The following is a 20,645-nucleotide window of genomic DNA, read 5'->3' on the forward strand; positions in this document are numbered from 1 at the left end:
TTGCATGTGTTAAGCCTGCCGCCAGCGTTCAATCTGAGCCATGATCAAACTCTTCAGTTTAAAATCAGTGTGATTCTTGCCTGCCCCACATACGAAGACGTGACGCAGAGGCGAATCAATCTTGGCTCAAGGTTCAAACGAATTTACCGTGATACCTTGAAAGGTATCGCTGTGTTCGTCTGCCTTGATATAAGGTGACTTGTCACCCTCATCGGCAAACGCCCACATGAATTGCCTGATCAAATTGTTAAAGAGCTTACCGAAGGGCGCTGCCCGTTCGATGTGGTGCGTATTCTACCCACTTATGGTTATACGTCAACCCTATAGCGCAACTTTTATCACTTTCCCATTGAATCGAGGCGCTGGAGCAGCTCTTTACGGCGCGGCTCGGCAATGAAGGCTTCTTCCAATGCGTTACGGTTGAGCACTGTAAACACGTTTTCATCCCACCCAAAGGCATCGCGACAGGCGATGTGATTGGCCAGCAAACCGCCGCCGAAATAGGCCGGGTCATCCGAGCTGATGGTGACTTTCAGCCCCTTTTCGATGAGCGCGGGAAGCGGATGCTCCCCAAGCTCATCGATCACTTTCAGGCAAACGTTCGAAAGTGGGCAAACGGTCAGCACGGTTTGATCGTTTCGCAGACGCTCGACCAGCTCGCTATCTTCCAGGCAGCGCACACCATGATCCACTCGCGTTATCTTAAGCTCGTCGAGCGCCTGGCGGATGTAGTCTGCTGGCCCCTCTTCGCCGGCGTGGGCGACCAGCGCCAACCCTTCTTTAGCGGCACGCTCGAACAGCGCCTTGAACTTGACCGGCGGATTGTTCCGCTCGGCGCTATCGAGGCCAATGGCGTCGAGCCGCGACCAGTAGGGAGCGGCCTGCTCGAACACATCGATCGCCTCCTCCTCGGTGCGGTCGCGCAGAAACGCCATGATCATGCCGACTGAAAGATCCAGCGACGTCTCGGCTTCCTCTTTCGCCCGAAAGAGCCCCTCCATTACCTCGGAAAGCGCCACGCCGCGAACCAGGTGCGCCTGGGGGTCGAAGTGCATATCGATATGCACCACGCCTTCATCGCTTGCGCGCTTGAAATAGTCGATCGCGAGATCGTAAAAATCCTCGCGAGTGCGCAGCACGTTCATGCCCTGGTAGTAGAGATCCAGAAACCCCTGCAGGTTATCGAACCGGTACGCCGCCTTGACGTCCTCGACGCTCGCGTAATCGAGCACGATACCGTTGCGTTGGGCGAGACGAAACATCAGCTCCGGCTCGAGCGACCCCTCGATATGCAGGTGAAGCTCGGTTTTGGGCAGTTGGCGCAGGTAGTCGTGCATGGTTTCTCCCTTTAACAGATACGGCATCAAACGCTGGACAAATCCAGCTGGCCGTGGCGCAGAGAGTGACTATACGTGAGCCCGGGAAGCAGCGATACATCGTCGATCTGGTGGACGAAGTAGATCGCCGTTCGACCCTCGAGCCACTGATCGAGCGACGCCGCCAAGTGGCGCGCGGTGTCACTATCCACGCCGGCAAAAGGCTCATCCAGCAGGACAACGCTTGGGTTGCGCAGAAAAAGGCGTGCCAACGCAACGCGCCGGGCCTGCCCACCGGAGAGCTTACGCCCCTTCTCCCCTACCGGCGTTTGAAGCCCCTGGGGCTCGCGGCGCACCCAGTCGGCCAGCGCCACGCGCTCGAGCGCCTGCCAAAGCGCTTCGTCGTCGGCGGACTCATTGGCCAGACGAAGATTATCGGCAAGAGTGGCATCAAAAAGATCGACCTGCTGGGAAAGAAAAGCGAAGCCGTTGGCGCGCTCATCGTTTGAAAGCGCGTAAGGCGCTTGCACCCCCACCATCACACTCCCGCTACTCGGCGCCAGTCGCCCGAGAATCAGATGAGCGAGCGTCGATTTGCCCGCCCCGGATACGCCGGTAATCGCCACGCGCGCGCCGGCAGGTACTTCCAGTGAAATTCCTGATAGCGCCGGCGCCAGCATGGCCGGATAGGTATAGCCGGCGTCATTCAGCGTCACGCTGACACCAGGAGCGCCTTCTGGAAATACCGCGCAAAGCTGCTCGTCAGAAACGGCCTTCGGCGTTAACTGATTGAGGCGCTGAACGCTTGCATAGCTCGCCCCGAGTTTAATGAACGCGGACGGCAGCGCCGTGAAAAGCTCACCGGCGCCGAGCACGACCAGTAGCAGCATGATTGCCACCGGCGATGTAATGTCACCGACGAGTGCGGCCTGACTTACAAGCCAGAGCGCCCCGATTAAAAGCACGCCGGTAACGAGCAGGATCAGCGCGTTACCCAGCGCCGACTTCGCCGCCAGCCGACGCTGGTTGGCGCCAGCACGGGCCTCCAGCGCCTCGATATGCGTCTGGTGCCAACGCCTGGTTTGGTAGCTTTCAAGCTCGGCGCTGGCCTGGATCTGGTCGAGCACCCGGTTACGCAGCGCGCTCTGATCGCGCACCTGTTGATAGCTCTGGCGAAATCCAAGCCAAGCGAAGCCAAGCGTTAACACCGCCCACAGCGCGCCAAGACTAATCCCCACAATCACCGCAAGCCCCGGCAGCCAAAGCGCGATGAAAAGCGAAAGCAAACCGATCGCCAATAGTGCCACTAGCGGCGGCATGAGCAAGCGCAGGTAGAAGTTATCGAGGATGTCGATATCGGCGGTCAGCCGAGTCAGCCAGTCGCCTGCCCGGCGCCGGCTCAAGGTGGCCGGGTCGAGGTGGGTGAGATAGCCGAACACCTTAAAGCGCAGATCCGCCAGCAGCGTCAGCACCGCGTTGTGGTTATAAAGACGCTCGACGTAGCGCGCAACGGTGCGAAGCAGTGCAAAAAAACGGATGCCGCCACCGGGCACGTAGATATCCAGCGTCGAAGGCAGCCCCGCCGCCAACGCAATACCGGCGAAGGCGCAGGCGGTGATGAACCAGCCCGAGAGCCCCAACAGCGCAAGCCCTGCTACTATCGTGGTTAGTGCCAGCGCCGCGCCGATCAAAAACACGCGCCGACGCCTTGTCAGCAGAAAAATCCAGGGGCGGAAAGCACAAACGAGCTCTTTCATGGCGTGACCTCCAAAACGCGGCCGCCTTCACAGTGAAGATGGCGGGTAGCGATCGTCAGCACCTGAGGGTGGTGGGTCGCGATCACCAGCGTGCGCCCATCCCTGGCCCAAGCGTTGAGCGCCTCGATCACCAGCGCCTCGGTGGCGGCGTCGAGATTCGAGGTCGGCTCATCGAGCAGCACCAGCGGCGCATCGCTTAGATACACCCGTGCCAGCGCCAGCCGCTGCGCCTGCCCGCCGGAAAGCCCCACGCCGCGCTCGCCAAGCGGCGTTTCCAGCCCGTAAGGCAGCGAGGCCAGGAGCTCACCAAGGCCTGCCCGAGCGAGCGCTTGATGGAGCATCCCCTCACTCGCCTCGGGGTTGGCGAGCCTTAAATTCTCCGCAAGGCTTCCCTGAATCAGGCAAGGGCTTTGGTCGAGCCAGGCAATCTGTCCCGAGCGGCGCGAGCGCACGCCCTTTTGCGGCGCCATGAAGCCCGCCAGTAGCGCTAAAAGCGATGACTTGCCACTGCCGGAGGCGCCGGTAAGCGCCAGTATATCGCCTCGCGCAATCGTTAGATCGACGTGGGATAAAATAGCTCCGCGCTGGGGGTAGCCAATCGACACGCCCTTTAACTCGCAAAGCGCCTGGTAGTGCTCAGGCGAGGAATGCTCATGGACGATCCAATCGGGCTCGTTGAGAATGAACACCAGGCTTTCCGCCGCGCCCAGCGCCGTTGCTCGGTCGTGATAGTGCTGAGAAAGCGTGCGCAGCGGCTGGAAAAACTCTGGCGCCAGCAGCAGTACGGCAAGCCCGGAAAAGAGCGAAAGCGACGACGCTGGGCCGAAATCGAGATAGCCAAGCAGCCCAAAGCCCACGTACATCGCCACCACCGCGATGGCAACAGAAGCAAAGAACTCGAGCACCGCCGAGGAGAGAAATGCCAGGCGCAGGGTCTTCATCGAAAGCCGCCGATATTCGTCGGTGGCGTACCAGACATCCCGGCGCGCTTTCGCCGTGCGCCCGAACAGCTGCAGCGTACTCATGCCGCGTACCCGGTCGACGAAGTGGGCAGAGAGCCGGGAGACGGCGCTGAACTGCTCGCGATTCATCCGTTCGGCGCCCATGCCTACCAGCGCCATAAACAGCGGAATCAGCGGGGCCGACAAGAGCAAAAAGATGACGACGACGTAATCGAGCGTACCGACGACCGCCGCGATCAATAATGGCAGTATCAGTACGATGCGAAGTTGGGGGTGAAAGCGCGCGAAATAGCCTTCAAGCGCGTCGACATGCTCGACGAGCTGAGTAGCCAGCGCCCCGCTTTGATGATGTGTCAACCACTGCGGGCCGAGCGTGGCGAGCTTGTCTAGAAGCGATACTCTCACTCGCTGGCGAATGCGAAGGCTCGCCTCGAACGCCAGTGCTTCCTGACCCCACTGGAGTGCGGCGCGCAGGCCCACTAACGCTAAGAGTATTAAAAACACGCCCGAAAGCTCTGAGAGCGGCCGGGCGTGTACGAGGATCTGATCGACGAGCCAAGCCAGCCCCACCAGCAGGCCGGTGGTGCTGGCCCCGGCCAGCACCCCGCACACCGCCGCGCCCAAAAGCCTTTTTTTCTCTACCTGTGCCAGTTGCTTGAGCCACTGGCGCGGCGTCAGGGTCGCAGGGGGATGGGGTGCCGGTCTCATGGGTTTAGTGATACCCCTCGCCAACGCGAACCTTGCCGCGGAACACCCAGTAGGTCCAGGCAGTGTAGGTCAGCACGACAGGAATGACGAAGAGCACGCCGATCAGCAAGAAAAGCTGCGACTCCGGCGCCGAGGCGGCGTCCCACAGCGTGTAGTTCGGCGGCACGATCACCGGCCACTTGCTGAAAATCAGGCCAAGATAGGTAAACACATAGATTCCTACGGTGGCCACGAACGGAACGCCTTCGCGCTTGTGCTGAACACTTCGAAAAACGATGAACGCGCACAGCAGCGCCAGCGCCGGGAAGATCCAGATAAAGCGCAGCTGGCCGAACCAGCGCTCCCACACGAGTTCGTCGATGAACGGTGTCCAGAGGCTGATGATCGCGAATACGATCAGAACCGCCGCCAGCAGCATCGGCGTGATCTTGTAGGCCCACTCTTGAATATAACCTTCGGATTTCATGATCAGCCAGGTCGCGCCCAACAGTGCATAGCCTGCCATCAGCCCAAGCCCGGTGAGAACGGAGAACGGCGTCAGCCAGTCGAGTGCACCACCGGTGTAGACGAAATTCTCGACTGAGAAGCCCTGAATATAGGCGCCGACCACCGCGCCCTGGGCGAACGCCGCCACCGCCGAGCCCCAGCAGAACGCACGGTTCCACCAGCGGCGGTTGCGCCTCGACTTGAAACGAAACTCAAAGGCGATACCGCGGAAGATCAGCCCCGCCAGTAGCAGGAACACGCCGATATAGAGCGCGGGCAAAAAGACGGAGTAGACCAGCGGAAAGGCGCCTAAAAGCCCCGCCCCGCCCAGCACCAGCCAGGTTTCGTTGCCGTCCCAAACCGGGGCAACGGAGTTCATCATGACGTCCCGGGCATCCTCGTCCGGGGCGAAGGGAAAGAGAATGCCTATCCCCAGATCGAAGCCGTCCATCAGCACGTACATGATGACGCCAAACCCGATGATCACAGCCCATATGATAGATAAATCGAACATTTCCATGGTTAGCTCCTGACCGGCTCAACGTCGTCGTCAAAGGGGGTATGCGCGGCAGAAAGCGGGCGCTTGGGACGGTCGGCGTCCGGGTCGACCTCTGCACGGGCCTCATGGGGCAGCATGCCGTTGCGCACCACGCGGGTGAGATAATAAATGCCGGCGTAGAACACCATGGCGTAGACCAGCACGTACCCGGTGAGCGAGAACAGCGCCATGCCGCCGGTCAGCGAGGGCGTCAGACCTTCGGCGTGGGTCATCATGCCGTACACGAGCCAAGGGGCACGGCCAGATTCAGTGACGATCCAGCCAGCCAGCACCGCGAGAAACGGCGTGGCGATCATGCCGACCAGCACTTTCAAATAAAGCGTGTTCTCATAGACCCGGGCCCGACGGCGCAGAAGCAGCCCGGCGAAGGCAACGGCGATCATGACAAGACCAATGCCCACCATCACGCGAAACGACCAGAACACCAGCGCCACCGGCGGCTGCTCCTCGGGCGACACTTCGCTGATGCCGGGGATCTCGCCGTCGAGAGTGTGGGTCAAAATCATGCTGGCAAGATTGGGAATACCCACTTCGAAGTGGTTTTCCTGGGCCTGCTGATCCGGGATCGCGAACAGCAACAGCGGTACGTTGCCACTAGTTTCCCAGTGCCCCTCCATCGCCGCCACTTTGGTCGGCTGGTGCTCGAGGGTGTTGAGGCCGTGGTAATCACCGATTACCGCCTGAGCCGGCGTTAGCACCATCAAAAGCCACAAACACATGGAAAGCGCCCGGCGGTTCGCCGTCACGTCACGGCCGCGCAGCAGGAACCAGGCGCTCACGCCGGCCACCACGAACCCACCGGTAATGAACGAGGCCACCGCCATATGGGCGAAGCGGTACGGGAAGGAGGGGTTGAAGATCGCTGCGCTCCAGGAGGTGACGTGGAAGCGGTTATCGATCAACTCCACGCCGGCCGGCGTATGCATCCAGCTATTGGCGGCGAGAATCCAGAACGCGGAAATGAAGGTGCCCACCGCGACCATCGTGGCCGCAAACAGGTGAACTCCCTCCGGCACCTTGCCTCGCCCAAAGAGCAAAATGCCGAGAAAAGCCGCTTCGAGAAAGAAGGCGGTCACGACTTCGTAGCTCAGCACCGGGCCGATGAAGTTGGACGCCGCCAGCGAGAAGTTGCTCCAGTTGGTGCCAAACTGAAAGGACATCACGATGCCCGACACCACACCCATGGCGAACACCACGGCGAAGACTCTTGTCCAGAACAGCGCCAGCCGATCCCAGGCCGGATTCTGTGTCTTGAAAAAGAGTCCGTGGAGCAGCGCAATGTAGGACGCAAGCCCTATGGTGAAGACGGGGAAGATCGTGTGAAAACAGACGACGAAGGCGAACTGTATTCGCGACAACATCAAGGGGTCGAGTTCCATGACACTCTCCTGAAACCGGGGAAAAGTAAGGCGCGCCCATGGGTAACAAAAGCCTGGTCGTGTCAGGAAGGTGTTGACCGTTGCCTTGGCCAGGCTAATTTTTACTCACGCTGTCATCTTACTGCGTCAACGCCCGGGTTACACGGGCTGCTCGGTGCCAATGATGTGTCGCAATGACGCACATCAATTTATCGTGATATTGCTCAGCTCATGACCACTACGCTGACCATGTACGCGGTGTAGCCAACAAAGGCCGCGAACAGCACGCCGCCTTCCAACCGGTTGATTCGCCGCGGGCGTCCGCGCCAGGAAAACGCGAACAGCACCATCAAAAGCGTCATGCAGGTCATTACACTCCAGTCGCGCACCAGCACCTCGCGCCCGGCCTCGATCGGGGTGATCACGCCGGCAAGCCCCACCACCGCCAGGCTATTGAAAAGGTTCGAGCCCACGACGTTGCCCAGCACCATGTCGTGTTCGCGCCGGCGCAGCGCGCTGATCGACGAGGCGAGTTCGGGAAGTGAAGTACCCACCGCCACCACGGTCAGGCCGATGATCAAATCGCTGACACCGAAAGCCTGGGCGATTTCGACCGCACCCCACACCAGCATCCGCGAGCTTGCGATCAAAAGCACCAGCCCGATCAGCGTCCAGGCCACCGACTTGCCTTTGGACATGGGCTGGGCATCGAGGTTTTGGGTCACCTCCTCTACCAGCGGGTCCTGCTGCTGAGTGCGTGAATGCCAGATGCTGTAGCCGATGAACAGTACCAGCGCCACGAGCAACACCACCGCCTCGAGCCGCGATACCCAGCCGTCGAACAGCATGTAGCCGGTCAGCGCCATGACGATGACCAGCAGCGGCATCTCCTTGCGAATCACGCTCGAATGCACGGCCAACGGCGCCAGCAGCGCAATGAACCCCAGCACCAGGCCGATGTTGGCAATATTGGATCCGTAGGCGTTACCGACGGCAAGGCCCGGGTTGCCCTGAAGCGCCGCCAGCACCGACACCATCATTTCCGGGGCTGAGGTGCCGAACCCGATGACCAGCATCCCGATCAACAACGGCGAAAGCCCGAGCCAGCGCGAGGTCGCCGCGGCCCCCTCGATGAATTTTTCCGCGCTCCAAATGAGCAGCACCAAACCAATCACGACCGCCAAAGCAGCGAGCAGCATACGAAGTCCTTCGTCAGGAGTATAAAAGAGGCAAAAGCGCCCGCATCGTTATTCAGCCAGTGCCGCGGGTCAAGTGCACATCGACCGTTTGAGCTATTTTGTTTGGGAAGCGGTCAGCGGCGTTTGACAGCCCTGAGCGCTCAACGTATTAATCGAACCCAAAGCATTGTCGAGACGATCGAATTGCGCTACTACCAGTTCAAGAAACGGCCTACCGTGGCGCTTTTACCGCCGCTAGTCGATACGCTGCCGCCGGAGACGCGGCTGACGCGCCGGCGCCTGCGCGCCTGCCACGAATGCGACTGGGTCAGCGCCCTACCGCCGCTGGGCTCCGGTGAAAAAGCCTCCTGCCCGCGCTGCTTGCACACTTTAGTCAAACGCCACCGCTACCCTGCCCAGCGCAGTATGGCGCTGGCGATCGCGGCGTTCGTGGCGCTACTAGTGGCGGTGTCGTTTCCCTTCGTTAGCTTCAACGTCAGCGGCGTGAGTAACCGCATCGAGCTGACCCAGACCGCCACCACGCTGATCAACTTTCACCAGCCATTAGTGGCCATCGCGGTGATCATGACCATCGCCGTACTGCCGGCGCTCTACCTGTTTGGCGTCATGTGGCTGCAGTACGGGCTTCTGCGCGGCCGCCACATGCCTTATAGCCGCGATATCGCCCGCTCGCTCGCCCACTTTCTTCCCTGGATGATGGCCGATGTCTTCATCATCGGCGCGCTGGTGAGCCTGATCAAGGTCGCCGGGCTCGCCCAGATTCATTTGGGCATCTCCTTCTGGGCCTTTTGCATCTTCGCCATCCTTTTGCTTAAAACCAGCCAGTCGCTGGATGCCGACTGGATGTGGTTTTCACTGGAAGGCGAGCCGCTGGCCCCGGAAGGCACGCTGACCGGCACGACCGCCGCCGTCCAGGGCGTGACGGGCTGCCCGACCTGCGGGCTGATCAATCGCCTGCCCGCAACAGGCAAGGTGCGCTGCCAGCGCTGTCACGAGACGCTTCACCGGCGCGTGCCGCACAGTTTGCAGCGCACCTGGGCGCTGCTGTTCGCCGCCACGGTCATGTATATTCCTGCCAACCTTTACCCTATCATGACTACTACCAGCCTCGGCTCGAGCTCGCCATCGACCATTATCGGCGGCGTAGTGCAGCTCATTCAGATGGGCTCCTGGCCGGTGGCGGCGGTGATTTTCATTGCCAGTGTCATCGTTCCGGTGGGCAAGCTGTTCGCGCTGGCCTGGCTTTGCCTGATTGCCAAGCGAAGTGACGAGCTCAAGGCGCAAAGCCGCACCCGGCTCTACCGGCTGACCGAGTTCATCGGCCGCTGGTCGATGGTCGATGTCTTCGTCGTCGCCATTTTGGTGGCGCTAATTCGCGCGGGCTCGCTGATGTCGATCACCCCAGGCCCCGCCGCGCTTGCCTTTGGCTCGGTGGTCGTGCTAACCATGCTCGCCGCGATGGCCTTCGACCCGCGCCTTCTGTGGGACACCCCACCCCCGCGCCCTATCAGGCACAGGCTCAACACCAGGTTTAAACTAGCGACCAAGGAATCAGTGGATGGCTGAGGATTCACCGCAACTCGATACACCCCCACCCGAAGAGAACGAGCAGCATCGGGCCAAATCATCTCGTCAGACACGCCTGTCGCCCATTTGGATCGTGCCGATCGTCGCGCTGGTGATCGGGCTTTGGCTGGTTTACGACAACTACACCAGCCGCGGGACGCTAATTACCCTGACCACCAACAATGCCGAAGGCATCGAGGCCGGCAGCACTCTGATTCGAAGCCGCAACGTGGAGATCGGGATCGTGCAGAGCGTGCGGCTTTCCGACGACCTATCCCACGCGGTGATGAGCGCGCGCATCCAGCCCGAAGCCGAGGCGATGCTGCGCGAGGACAGCCGCTTTTGGGTGGTCAAGCCGCGTATCGGCCGCGAAGGCATCAGCGGGCTCGGCACGGTGCTTTCCGGCGCCTACATCCAGCTTCAGCCCGGCCGCTCCGAAGAGCCGCGCCGCGAATTCGAGCTAAGCGACGTGCCGCCAGTGGCGGTGGCCGGCCAGGCGGGGCTACAAATTAGCCTGGTCAGCCAGCTTGGCAACTCCCTACGTGTAGGCGACCCGGTATCCTACCAGGGGTATACCGTAGGCCGCGTCGAGGACAACCGCTTCGATGCGGAGTCGCGCACCATGCAGCACCAGATCTTTATCGAGGAGCCCTACGCGCAGCTCGTCACCGACAGCACGCGCTTTTGGAGCGCCAGCGGCATCGATTTTCGCCTCGACGCCGACGGCGTGCGGGTGAACGTAGAATCCCTCGAAGCGCTTTTAGGCGGCGGCGTCACCTTCGGCGTGCCGGAGGAGCTGCCGATGGGAAGGCCGGTGGCCAACAACGCCCGCTTTACGCTCTACGCCGACGAGGACGACGCCCGGGAAGGTACATTCAACCGCTATCTGGAGTACGTGCTGCTGGTGGACGACACCGTGCGCGGGCTTTCCCGCGGCGCGCCGGTGGAGTTTCGCGGCGTACGCATGGGCACCGTGGCCGCGGTGCCCTGGAACTTCACCGCACCGCAACCCAACTCCCGGGCACAGTTCGCTATTCCGGTGCTGATCCGCATCGAACCCCAACGTTTGGGCATCGAAAGCGAGGATATCGACCTCGACGAATGGGAGGCGCGCTTTAATCGCATGTTCGATCTGGGGCTTCGCGCCTCGCTCAAAAACGGCAGCCTGTTGACCGGGGCGCTGTTCGTCGACCTCAATTTCCAGCGCGACTTGGCCGGTGAATACGTCAACGAGACCTTCTCCGAGCGCACCATTTTCCCCACCGTCGCCGGCGGCTTCGCCCAGATTCAGGCCCAGGTAACGAGCCTTCTGGACAAGCTCAACGCGCTCGAAGTGGAGCCGCTACTGGCCGGGCTCGATCGCAACCTGCAGGCCTCCGAAAGCGTGCTCGACGAGGTGCGCGAAGTGAGCTCGTCGCTCAACGCAATTCTAAGCGACCCGGACACCCGGTCACTTGGCGGCAACGTCAACGCCACGCTCGAAGAGCTGCGCACGACGATCGAAGGGCTTTCACCCTCGTCGCCGGCCTATCAGGATCTGACGTCGGCCATCGAGCGCCTCGACCGGTTGATGCGCGATCTGCAGCCGCTGACGCGCACCCTCAACGAGAATCCGCGAGCGCTGCTTTTCGATAATCTGGATGCGGAAGACCCGATTCCGCGCGCCCCGCGATAAAAGGATGACGCCATGCGCAACCCAACGCTGACATTCGCCGCCATCATGGGGCTTGGCATTTTTCTCGGCGGCTGCGCCTCGAGCGTGACGCCGCCGGCGCGCTATATGCTGCCCGCCACGCCGATCTCCACGCCAGCCACCGCAACGACGCATACGCTGCAGGTGGGCGCACCCAGGATTTCGCACTACCTGGACGTCGACGGCATCGTCATGCAGCTCGACGACATTACGCTTAACGCGGCGCGCGAGCACCAGTGGGCGGAAGAGCTTGGCCGCCAACTCGAGCGCGGCCTGCGCGCGCGGCTCTCTCAAGAGCTTCCGCTTGTGCAGGTGGTGGGTGCCCAGGGCCGCCAAAACGAGGCGCTGACGCTCTCGCTCGAAGTGGATCAGTTCCAAGGGCGCTACGATGGCAACGCCGTTGCCAGCGGCCAGTGGCAGCTTCGAGGCGCGGGCAACGAACTTTTGGCTTTCGAGAGCTTCCACGCCGAAACCGAGCTTCGAGAGGACGGCTACCCGGCGCTGGTGCGCGCCCTAGGCCAGAGCCTGGATCAAGTCGCAAGCGATATCGCTTTGGAAATTCGTACCGGTAACTACTTCTAATCCCCTTCTCACAACGCCCCTCTCGCGCTCGGTGTTTTGCGCCGCGCGCGGGGTCTTTGCGGGGCGCTAAAAAAGCGTCGATCTCAAATGCCCCTCGCAGCCAGGCGCGCTATCTGGCAAACTTCGCTGCCGCGCGGGGCTACCCGCGCGTTTTTATTCATTACGAACCTGGCCCAGCAAGCGCGCACGAGCGCCTTCGCTGTGCGATGGCGGAGAACGCATGAGCTTTACCGAACTTGGTCTGCAGGACGACTTACTACGCGCCATTAGCACCCAGGGCTATACCCAGCCAACGCCCATCCAGCAAAAAGCCATTCCGCTGGTATTGGCCGGGCGCGATTTGCTGGCCAGCGCCCAGACCGGCACGGGCAAGACCGCCGGGTTTACGCTTCCGCTTTTACAGCTTTTAAACAACGGCAAACGCCCGGGTAAGCGCCAGGTGCGCGCGCTGGTGCTGACGCCCACTCGCGAGCTGGCCGCTCAGGTCGGTGAAAGCGTGACCGATTACGGCAAGTATCTGTCGCTCAAGTCGCACATTATTTTCGGCGGCGTAGGCCAGAACCCGCAGGTCCAAGCGCTTAAGAACGGCCTCGACGTTCTGATCGCCACCCCGGGGCGGCTGATGGATCTGCAGCAGCAGGGCCACGTCGACCTCTCCCAGGTCGAAATCCTGGTGCTCGACGAAGCCGACCGCATGCTCGATATGGGCTTCATTCACGACATCAAGCGTATTTTGAAGCTTTTGCCGAACAAGCGGCAAAACCTGCTCTTCTCCGCTACCTTCTCCAACGAGATCCAGACGCTGGCCACCCAACTGCTGGATAATCCGGCGCTGGTTGAAGTCGCTCCGCGTAACACCACCGCCGAAAAGATCGAGCAGAGCGTGTATCGCGTCGATCGTGAGAAAAAGCGTGAGCTTTTGGCGCACCTGATCAGCCAGCACGGCTGGTTCCAGGTACTAGTTTTCACCCGTACCAAACACGGCGCCAACCGCCTGGCCGAGCAGCTATCCAAGCAGGAAATTCCGGCCATGGCGATCCACGGCAACAAGAGCCAAGGCGCGCGTACGCGGGCGCTGGGCGCGTTCAAAAGCGGCGATTTGCAGGTGCTGGTGGCCACCGATATCGCAGCCCGCGGGCTCGATATCGACGAGCTGCCCTTCGTGGTCAACTTCGACTTGCCCAACGTCGCCGAGGATTACGTCCACCGCATCGGGCGTACCGGCCGCGCCGGCAGCAACGGCGAGGCGGTATCGCTGGTGTGCGTCGATGAGCACGCGCTGCTGGCCGGCATCGAGAAGTTGATCAAACAAACTCTGCCGAAAAAGATCGAGCCCGGCTTCGAGCCCGACCCCAACGCCAAGCCCCAGCCGATCGAAAACGGCCGTCGCGGCCAGCGTCAACCCGGCGGTGGGCGCGGCCAGGGCCAACGCTCGAGCCAGAACCAGCGCCAGGGCGAGAAATCGGACAAGGCGCCGCGTCGGCGCGCCCGCCGCTAGCGCGTCGTCGGTGAATATGCGAAAGTCGTGCGTTTTCGGGCGCGCGCCTTTCGCGCCCAGCAGAACCTGTTCAGGGAGTGATTATGGCGTCTCAACGTATCAATGATTATCGGCAGTGGCTGGTCTTTCAACGCCAGGAGCAGCTAAGCCGTGAACATCAGGGCATTGCTCAGCGTCTCGAGGATGCGAAGGTAACGCCCAATCAGGTTATTCAGGCCTACCGCAGCATGGCGGACAAGGCGGCCACCGAAGGCGCCTGCTACCGCACGCTGTTTATGCGTGAAAGCGATGAAACCTCGGCGCTGGTGTGTGAAGGGTGGCTGTTCATTCGCCGCGTACTCAGTGAAGGCAACACCACCCGCGTGCGCGCCACGCTGCTGGAAATCTTCACCCTCGACGATGGAATTCTTTCGCCCGGCGACAAGCCTGCGCGCAAGGTCACGCTCGAGATTTTCGAGAAGCTCGACATCAACAAGGGTATGCGTACCGACGTTCGCGTCGACTGCCTGGAAACGCCGGAAGATTATCACTTCATCACCCTGATGGACGTCGCTCGGGGCGACCTGAGACCGCATCTCAAATAGCCATGGCTTCGAAGCGAACGCTATCGTTTATCGTCTTGATGTTCGTGGTGGGACTGAATCTGCGTCCTGCGCTTTCATCGGTGGCGCCGCTTCTAAACCGCCTTCAGGAAAACGCCGGGCTCAGCCCGGCGGCGGCGGGCCTGCTGACCACCCTGCCGGTACTCTCACTAGGCCTTGCCGCGCCCTTGGCCCCTCTGCTCTCGCGCCGGCTGGGCGCCGAGCGGGCGCTGAGCGCGGCCTTAGCGCTTTTGACCGCGGCGCTGCTGCTTCGCCCCTTGCCGCTCGATGGGGTGCTGTTCGTCGCCACCGCCCTAGCGGGTGCCTCCATCGGCATCGCCGGCACATTGCTTCCGGGGCTCGTTAAACGCGAGCTGCCTCAAAGTGCGGACCTTTTGACCGGGCTTTACACCATGGCGCTCTGCCTTGGCGGCGCGCTGGGGGCTGGGCTCTCCGTTCCCCTGGCCAACGCGCTGGGCGGCTGGCCCTTGAGCCTGGCAAGCTGGGGACTGCTTGCGTTTATCTCGCTGATGCTATGGGTCTCCTTTGCGCCCAAACCAACCGCGAGCGTTCAGACAGCCACCGCCAGCGCGTCGCTGTCCGCGCTTTTGCGCCAGCCGTTGACCTGGCAGATCATGCTCTACATGGGGCTTCAGTCCTCCATGGCCTATATCGTTTTTGGCTGGCTGCCGTCGCTTTTGATTTACCGGGGCTACGGGGAGAGCGAGGCAGGCTTCATCATGGCGGTTTCGATCGTGTGTCAGCTTGGTTCGGCGCTCTGCGCGCCCTGGCTTGCACGTCTCGGTCGTGACCAGCGCCCGGCGCTTTTCATCATGCTCGCCGCGACCGCCCTGGGGCTTTTCCTTTTGATGATCGCCCCGCTCGGTTGGCGCTGGCTAGGGGCGCTTTCTCTCGGCGTGGGCCAGGGCGGCTGTTTCAGCCTGGCGCTCGGGCTTTTGGTGCTGCGAACCGCTAATGCGGGGCTTGCCGGAAAGCTCTCCGGGCTGGTTCAGGGCGGCGGCTATACCATCGCCGCCGCCGGGCCTTTTGGCGTGGGCCTGCTGCTTCAGGTGGGCGCGCGTATCGAGCACATTGCCTGGCTCTTGTTGGCGCTAATCGGGGTCTGCTTCGTTTTCGCCCACCTGGCCGGGCGCAACCGCCAGCTCGACGACGCTGCCGGAAGGCTTCACGTTACTCGACAGGACATGGCATGAATAGGGCTCCCAGGCTTCGTGACGACGCCCAAAGCGGCGAGCGCGTACTCGTGATCTACACCGGCGGCACGATCGGCATGCACGCCAGTGCCGCTGGCTTGGCGCCCGGCAGTGGGTTCGAAACACGTCTGGCGCGGGCGCTTGAAACGCTCTCGATCGATCAGCAAAGCCAGCTTCCGGCCTTCGAGGTCGAAAGCCTCGAGCCGCTGATCGATTCCAGCGCGGCCACCCCGCTCACTTGGCAGCGCATCGGCGCGCTAATCGCCGAGCGGTTTGCCGATTACCGGGGCTTCGTGGTACTTCACGGCACCGATACGCTGAGCCTCACCGCCTCGAGCCTTGCCTACCAGCTACAGGGGCTCGACCGGCCCGTGGTCGTGACCGGCGCCATGCAGCCGCTGGAAGCACCCAACAGCGACGCACTCGCCAACGCCTATGGCGCGCTTCGCTACGCCGCAAGCGCGACCCTCAAGGAGGTGGCGGTCTACTTCGCGGGAACGCTTCTGCGCGGCGTGCGAAGCGTCAAACAGCACAGCGAAGCCCCCAAAGCGTTCGAAAGCCCCAACTACCCGCTTCTAGGCGAGCGCGTCGACGAGGATTTCATCGAGTACCCAAGCCGCGGGCTCGGTAGAAGCCAGCGCGGCGCGCCCCGTTTCGAGCTTGCAAGCTACGCGACGCTCGCCCAGGGCGAGGTGGCGCGCATCGCGCTGTGGCCTGGCATCAGCGCTTGGCAGTTGGAAGCGCTGCTGGGAGATGCGCGAGTGAAAGGCGCGCTGCTTCAGCTTTGGGGAGCGGGCAACCTGCCTAATGACCCGGCGCTTTTAGCCGTGCTGGCCAAGGCCTGCGGCGAGGGCAAGCTGCTAGCTGCGGTGAGCACCTGCCCCCAGGGAAGCGTTCGTTTCAGCACCTACGCCGCGGGCGCGGGGCTTTTCGATGCCGGCGTGCTTTCGGGGGCGAACATGACGCCGGAGGCGGCGCTCACCAAACTCGTGCACCTGTTGGCTCAGCCGATCGCTGAAGCGGACCGCCGCCGGCGCTTTTTGACGCCGCTGGTTGGTGAGCGCCAGGGTTAGGCTGGCGCCGTGCGATATTCGGACTATTTTTTTAAGGCAAGGCTTCGCCTTGTCGATGACAACCCAAGGAAAGGATGAAAATGATGGATCAACCCGTACACGAATTCAGCGATCTTTTCGAACAGCTGGGGCTTGCCTCGGACAAGGCCTCCATCGAGGCGTTCATCGAAGAGCACGGGGAGCTTCCCGCATCCACGCCGATTGCCGAGGCGAGCTGCTGGAACGACGCTCAGGCCGCGTTCTTGCGCGAAGCGATTGCCGATGATGCGGATTGGGCCGAAGTCGTAGGCCATCTCGACGCCGCCATGCACCAGCCGCACTGACACCCCCGCTTTTCAATGCCCCTCGCGCGCCGCGTCTACGCGGCGCCGATACCAGGCCCCGGCCAGCAGCAGAAGCGTTAACGCCAGAAGCGGCAGCAATACGTCGAACTGCAGCGCGCTCTCCTGCTCGATCGCTTCGAGCGTCTTATAAATCGCGCTACTGTAAACGCCCCACTTGATCGAAAGGCCCAGCGCCGCCGCGGCGAGGTAAGGCCCAAGCGCAAGCCCGCCAAGACCGGCGGCGTAGTTGATCACCGAATGAGGAAACCCCGGCAAAATCCTGAGCGCGCACTGGGTCAGCAGATCGCTTCGCCGCTCGAGCGTTTGCATCACGCGCGCGGTAAGTCCGCCGGGATTAATTCGTGTGCGAAACCGCGCGGCCAGCAGGTAGGCCGCCCAGGCACCGGCGACGCTACTCAAAGTGAGCATCAGGGTCGCGGCGAGCGGCGGATAGAACGGCGCGATCAGCCAAAGGCCGATACTGCCGGGAAGCCCGACGGCAAGCGTGGCCGCCATGATCAGCATGACGCTTGCGATGATGGCCGGGTGATGGGACGTCTCGGCAGCCCAGCGCTTGAGGGCCGATAAGTTCGGCGAGTACCAGAGCCAGACGTAGCCAAGCATTGCCAGCAGGGCAAACAGGGCCACCCAGCGCCAGCAGGCGTGCCCGTGCCTAGCCATTGAGCCGGGCTTCGACCCGCTCGAGGATCTGCCGACTCACCTTGCCGACCATGGGTTTGGCGGCCTTGTTGACAGCTTTTTCCATCAAGCGGTTGCGAATGTCGTAGGTCAGGGTGAGCGAAACGCGAGTGCCCTGCTCGACTGGCTCGAGCCGGTAGCGCCCCTGGTTTTTTACCCCGTCAAGCGACTCCCAGGCAAGCGTATGCGGGGGCTCTATCTCGGTGACCTCTACATCGAAGGCCCAGTCCATGCCGACGGCGCGGACGTGCCAGCGGTAGCGGTTATCCCCGAGCGTGTCGATCGAGTGGATCATATCGGAGTAGTCGGCGAAATCCTCGACGCGCCGGAGCAGTTCAAATACCTGCTCCGGCGGAGCGTGGACGATTTCGCTGTGTTCTATGGTCGCCATGAGTGCGTCTCGAAAAGCTGAATGAACGTGCCGGGCGCCGCGCCGCCTGACGCAAGCGAACCCAAGCGCTGGCGCAGGGTAGCCCGGACGTGGGCGCTAGCCAAGCGCGCCCTGAGTGCGTAAACTGCGCTGCGTTCCGGACCGGACCCCGGACTCTTGCCGTCAAGGCTCAATAAATTCTCCGGCCAGCGAGTATTAGCATGTCATCCCCTTCCTGTACACACTCCCCCGCCACTGTGGTGATCTACTCCGGCGGCATGGACTCCTTTACCGTTCTACACCGCGCGTTAAAAGAAGAGCTTAGCGTACACGCGCTCTCCTTCGACTACGGCCAGCGCCACCGCCGCGAGCTCGACACCGCTCGCAAGGTTTGTGAAACGCTCGCAATTCCTCACCAGGTGGTGGACATTCGCGCCATCCACGGGCTGATCGATAACTCCGCGCTGACTGACGCCGCCGCGACCATGCCCGATGCCGACTACGCCGAAGAGAATCTTCAGGCGACGGTGGTGCCCAATCGCAACATGATCCTTTTGTCGCTGGCCATCGCCAAGGCGGTGAACATCGGCGCCGGGCGCGTCGACTACGGCGCTCACGGCGGCGACCACGTGCTCTACCCGGATTGCCGTCCGGCGTTCGTCGACGCGATGCGCCACGCCGCCGCTATCGCCAACTTCGAACCCGTCGAGGTGCACGCGCCCTACCTTGGCGCCACCAAGGCCGAGATTCTGCGCGAAGGCCTGGCCATGGGGCTCGACTACCGCGATACCTGGACCTGCTACGAAGGCCGCGAACTCGCCTGCGGGCGCTGCGGCAGCTGCCGTGAGCGCCTGGCCGCCTTTGCCGAAAACGGTGTGACCGACCCAATCGAGTACGCTGCCGCCAATGAGCCGGAGGCGAGCGATGTATCACGTTAAGGAAGCGTTCTACACCCTGCAGGGCGAAGGTGCTCAGGCGGGCCGAGCCAGCGTTTTTTGCCGCTTTACCGGCTGCAATCTGTGGTCCGGCCGCGAAGTAGACCGCGCCACTGCCGCATGCACCTTCTGCGATACCGACTTTATCGGTGTGGACGGTGAAGGCGGCGGGCGCTTTACCGATACCGCAGCACTTGCCGAGCATCTCAAGGCGCTGTGGCCTGACGCGGCCAGCACTGCTGTGCCCTACGTGGTGTTTACCGGCGGCGAGCCGCTTTTACAGCTCGATACCGCGCTGATCGAGGCCATCAAGGCGCAAGGCTTCGAGATCGGAGTGGAAACTAACGGTACCGTCAGCGTGCCCGCGGGCATCGACTGGCTCTGCGTCAGCCCCAAGGGGGCCACTACGCTCAAGGCGCTGGCAGGCGATGAGTTAAAGCTCGTCTACCCGCAGCGTGAGGCCGCCCCGGAGCGCTTCGAGGCGCTCGACTTCACCCACTTCTTTCTTCAGCCGATGGACCAGGGCACGCCCGCGGACAACCAGGCCCGCATCCGTGCCACCACCGCGTATTGTATGGCCCACCCACGCTGGCGGCTGTCGCTTCAGACGCACAAGATCGCAGGATTCGCTTAATGGCCCTTTTCGTTAAAGAACTCAGTCATATCGATGTCTCGGTCTGGTGCCCGCAAAACGGCCTGACCGGCGTGAGCTGGCGGGTAGACGCCACGCTTGAAGGCGAGCTGGGCGAGGACGGCATGCTGTTCGATTTCGGCCGCGTCAAACCCTTCATCAAGAAGACACTCGACGCCGGAGTCGACCACACCCTGCTGGTACCGATGCAGGCGCCGGGCGTGAGCGTCGAGCCCTGCGATGAGGGCCTTTGCGTGCGCGCCACCACACCCTACGCGTTTGAAGTGCGCGGCCCAAAACAAGCCTTTACGCTGATCGATGCGGCCACCGTCGAGCGCGCCGCACTCGCCGACTCGATCAGCCAAACGCTGACCCGGACCTGCCCGGAGAACGTCGAGCGGGTGACGCTTGCGTTTTTTGACGAGGCGATCGACGGCGCGGCCTACGGCTACAGCCACGGACTCAAGCGCCACGACGGTAACTGCCAGCGTATCGCCCACGGCCACCGTTCACGCCTCGAGATTTACCAGCACGGCGAGCGCCAACCGGCAATCGAGCGTCGCTGGGCAAGCTGGCTCGACCAGCGCTACCTGCTCGAGCGCGCCGATATCGAGACGCAAGGCGAGGCGCAGCTGACGTGTCGCTATGTGGCCGGCGAAGGAGCGTTCGCGCTTACCCTGCCGTTGGAGCGCTGCGCGGTGCTGCCCTACCCAACCACGGTCGAGAACATCGCCCGCTGGCTTGCCAAAGAGATCGCAAGCGAAACGGGTACGCCGACGCGGGTGCACGCCTTCGAGGGCTTCAACAAGGGCGCGACCGGCGAAAGCGAGGGAGTGTGAACATGGCAGCGCTGATTGCCAAGCAAGAGAGTACCGAGCCTGGCTGCCGGGCCGGCTGCGGGGCGTGCTGTATTGCGCCGTCAATCAGCTCCGCCATTCCGGGGATGCCCGGCGGCAAGCCCGCCGGCGTTCGCTGCGTGCAACTCGATGACGACAACCTGTGCCGGCTTTTCGGTGATCCGACCCGGCCCGCGGTCTGCGCGCGGTTCGAGTTCGATCACGACGTATGTGGCGAGCGCCGCGACCAGGCGCTCGCCACCCTGGCCTGGCTCGAGGCGAGCACCTGACTCGCCTCT

The 20,645-nt window shown here is 62.3% G+C and carries 21 protein-coding genes; 13 read left to right on the forward strand and 8 right to left on the reverse strand.

The window, feature by feature from the left end; translation table 11 throughout:
• On the forward strand, positions 1-198 hold a 198-nt coding region (locus MQW23_RS15875), incomplete at its 5' end, for a hypothetical protein (RefSeq protein ID WP_252109188.1).
• Positions 199-338: 140 nt separating this feature from the next.
• Here MQW23_RS15875 and MQW23_RS15880 read toward each other — a convergent pair.
• The 6 genes from MQW23_RS15880 to MQW23_RS15905 all read right to left on the reverse strand — a co-directional run bounded on the left by MQW23_RS15880 (position 339) and on the right by MQW23_RS15905 (position 8,345).
• Complete coding sequence (locus MQW23_RS15880; RefSeq protein WP_252109189.1) at positions 339-1,337, reverse strand: adenosine deaminase; 999 nt, start codon at positions 1,335-1,337, stop codon at positions 339-341.
• 26 nt (positions 1,338-1,363) lie between these two features.
• Positions 1,364-3,073 carry a thiol reductant ABC exporter subunit CydC gene (cydC, locus tag MQW23_RS15885; protein ID WP_252109190.1) on the reverse strand — a complete coding sequence of 570 codons (1,710 nt, stop codon included), beginning with the start codon at positions 3,071-3,073 and terminating at the stop codon, positions 1,364-1,366.
• Positions 3,070-4,743, reverse strand: a complete 1,674-nt coding sequence (cydD, locus tag MQW23_RS15890; RefSeq protein WP_252109191.1) for a thiol reductant ABC exporter subunit CydD — start codon at positions 4,741-4,743, stop codon at positions 3,070-3,072. The genes cydC and cydD overlap by 4 nt, the downstream gene beginning before the upstream one ends.
• A gap of 4 nt (positions 4,744-4,747) precedes the next feature.
• On the reverse strand, positions 4,748-5,749 hold the full coding sequence (cydB, locus tag MQW23_RS15895; protein ID WP_252109192.1) for a cytochrome d ubiquinol oxidase subunit II: 1,002 nt from the start codon (positions 5,747-5,749) through the stop codon (positions 4,748-4,750).
• A 2-nt stretch (positions 5,750-5,751) separates the two neighbouring features.
• Positions 5,752-7,167, reverse strand: coding sequence for a cytochrome ubiquinol oxidase subunit I (locus MQW23_RS15900; RefSeq protein ID WP_252109193.1), 1,416 nt, complete (start codon positions 7,165-7,167; stop codon positions 5,752-5,754).
• 203 nt (positions 7,168-7,370) lie between these two features.
• Positions 7,371-8,345: a calcium/sodium antiporter gene (locus tag MQW23_RS15905; RefSeq protein ID WP_252109194.1), complete on the reverse strand. Its 975-nt coding sequence runs from the start codon at positions 8,343-8,345 to the stop codon at positions 7,371-7,373.
• Between the two features lie 183 nt (positions 8,346-8,528).
• Between MQW23_RS15905 and MQW23_RS15910 the strand changes: the two genes are divergently transcribed.
• The 8 genes from MQW23_RS15910 (at position 8,529) to MQW23_RS15945 (ending at position 16,875) form a co-directional block, all read left to right on the forward strand.
• Complete coding sequence (locus tag MQW23_RS15910; RefSeq protein ID WP_252109195.1) at positions 8,529-9,911, forward strand: paraquat-inducible protein A; 1,383 nt, start codon at positions 8,529-8,531, stop codon at positions 9,909-9,911.
• Entirely contained in the window at positions 9,904-11,586 is a 1,683-nt protein-coding gene (pqiB, locus tag MQW23_RS15915) for an intermembrane transport protein PqiB (protein ID WP_252109196.1), read from the forward strand. Before MQW23_RS15910 ends, pqiB begins: the two co-directional genes overlap by 8 nt.
• A 12-nt stretch (positions 11,587-11,598) precedes the next feature.
• The gene (locus MQW23_RS15920; RefSeq protein ID WP_252109197.1) at positions 11,599-12,186 is read left to right on the forward strand and encodes a PqiC family protein; all 588 of its coding nucleotides are present in this window, start codon (positions 11,599-11,601) and stop codon (positions 12,184-12,186) included.
• 220 nt (positions 12,187-12,406) lie between these two features.
• On the forward strand, positions 12,407-13,684 hold the full coding sequence (locus MQW23_RS15925) for a DEAD/DEAH box helicase (protein WP_252109198.1): 1,278 nt from the start codon (positions 12,407-12,409) through the stop codon (positions 13,682-13,684).
• A gap of 80 nt (positions 13,685-13,764) precedes the next feature.
• Complete coding sequence (locus tag MQW23_RS15930) at positions 13,765-14,268, forward strand: hypothetical protein (RefSeq protein WP_252109412.1); 504 nt, start codon at positions 13,765-13,767, stop codon at positions 14,266-14,268.
• Positions 14,269-14,270: 2 nt separating this feature from the next.
• The gene (locus MQW23_RS15935) at positions 14,271-15,479 is read left to right on the forward strand and encodes an MFS transporter (protein WP_252109199.1); all 1,209 of its coding nucleotides are present in this window, start codon (positions 14,271-14,273) and stop codon (positions 15,477-15,479) included.
• Positions 15,476-16,552, forward strand: coding sequence for an asparaginase (locus tag MQW23_RS15940; RefSeq protein ID WP_252109200.1), 1,077 nt, complete (start codon positions 15,476-15,478; stop codon positions 16,550-16,552). Before MQW23_RS15935 ends, MQW23_RS15940 begins: the two co-directional genes overlap by 4 nt.
• Before the next feature lie 83 nt (positions 16,553-16,635).
• Positions 16,636-16,875, forward strand: a complete 240-nt coding sequence (locus MQW23_RS15945) for a DUF2789 domain-containing protein (protein ID WP_252109413.1) — start codon at positions 16,636-16,638, stop codon at positions 16,873-16,875.
• Between the two features lie 12 nt (positions 16,876-16,887).
• Here MQW23_RS15945 and MQW23_RS15950 read toward each other — a convergent pair whose 3' ends face one another.
• Together MQW23_RS15950 and MQW23_RS15955 are read right to left on the reverse strand one after the other, a co-directional pair.
• Complete coding sequence (locus MQW23_RS15950; RefSeq protein WP_252109201.1) at positions 16,888-17,556, reverse strand: VTT domain-containing protein; 669 nt, start codon at positions 17,554-17,556, stop codon at positions 16,888-16,890.
• On the reverse strand, positions 17,549-17,965 hold the full coding sequence (locus MQW23_RS15955) for an SRPBCC family protein (RefSeq protein ID WP_252109202.1): 417 nt from the start codon (positions 17,963-17,965) through the stop codon (positions 17,549-17,551). The genes MQW23_RS15950 and MQW23_RS15955 overlap by 8 nt, the downstream gene beginning before the upstream one ends.
• 200 nt (positions 17,966-18,165) lie before the next feature.
• On the opposite strand from MQW23_RS15955, the gene queC reads away from it, so the two are divergent.
• Genes queC through MQW23_RS15975 form a run of 4 tightly spaced genes read left to right on the forward strand, consistent with a single transcriptional unit; the run spans position 18,166 to position 20,636 of the window.
• On the forward strand, positions 18,166-18,882 hold the full coding sequence (gene queC, locus MQW23_RS15960) for a 7-cyano-7-deazaguanine synthase QueC (protein ID WP_252109203.1): 717 nt from the start codon (positions 18,166-18,168) through the stop codon (positions 18,880-18,882).
• Positions 18,869-19,513: a 7-carboxy-7-deazaguanine synthase gene (gene queE, locus MQW23_RS15965; protein ID WP_252109204.1), complete on the forward strand. Its 645-nt coding sequence runs from the start codon at positions 18,869-18,871 to the stop codon at positions 19,511-19,513. Before queC ends, queE begins: the two co-directional genes overlap by 14 nt.
• Positions 19,513-20,349: a 6-carboxytetrahydropterin synthase gene (locus MQW23_RS15970; protein WP_252109205.1), complete on the forward strand. Its 837-nt coding sequence runs from the start codon at positions 19,513-19,515 to the stop codon at positions 20,347-20,349. Before queE ends, MQW23_RS15970 begins: the two co-directional genes overlap by 1 nt.
• Before the next feature lie 2 nt (positions 20,350-20,351).
• On the forward strand, positions 20,352-20,636 hold the full coding sequence (locus tag MQW23_RS15975) for a YkgJ family cysteine cluster protein (RefSeq protein WP_252109206.1): 285 nt from the start codon (positions 20,352-20,354) through the stop codon (positions 20,634-20,636).
• Positions 20,637-20,645: the final 9 nt, after the last annotated feature.

Origin of the sequence: Halomonas sp. S3-1-1, from assembly GCF_023757625.1 — a bacterium.
Classification (GTDB): domain Bacteria; phylum Pseudomonadota; class Gammaproteobacteria; order Pseudomonadales; family Halomonadaceae; genus Vreelandella.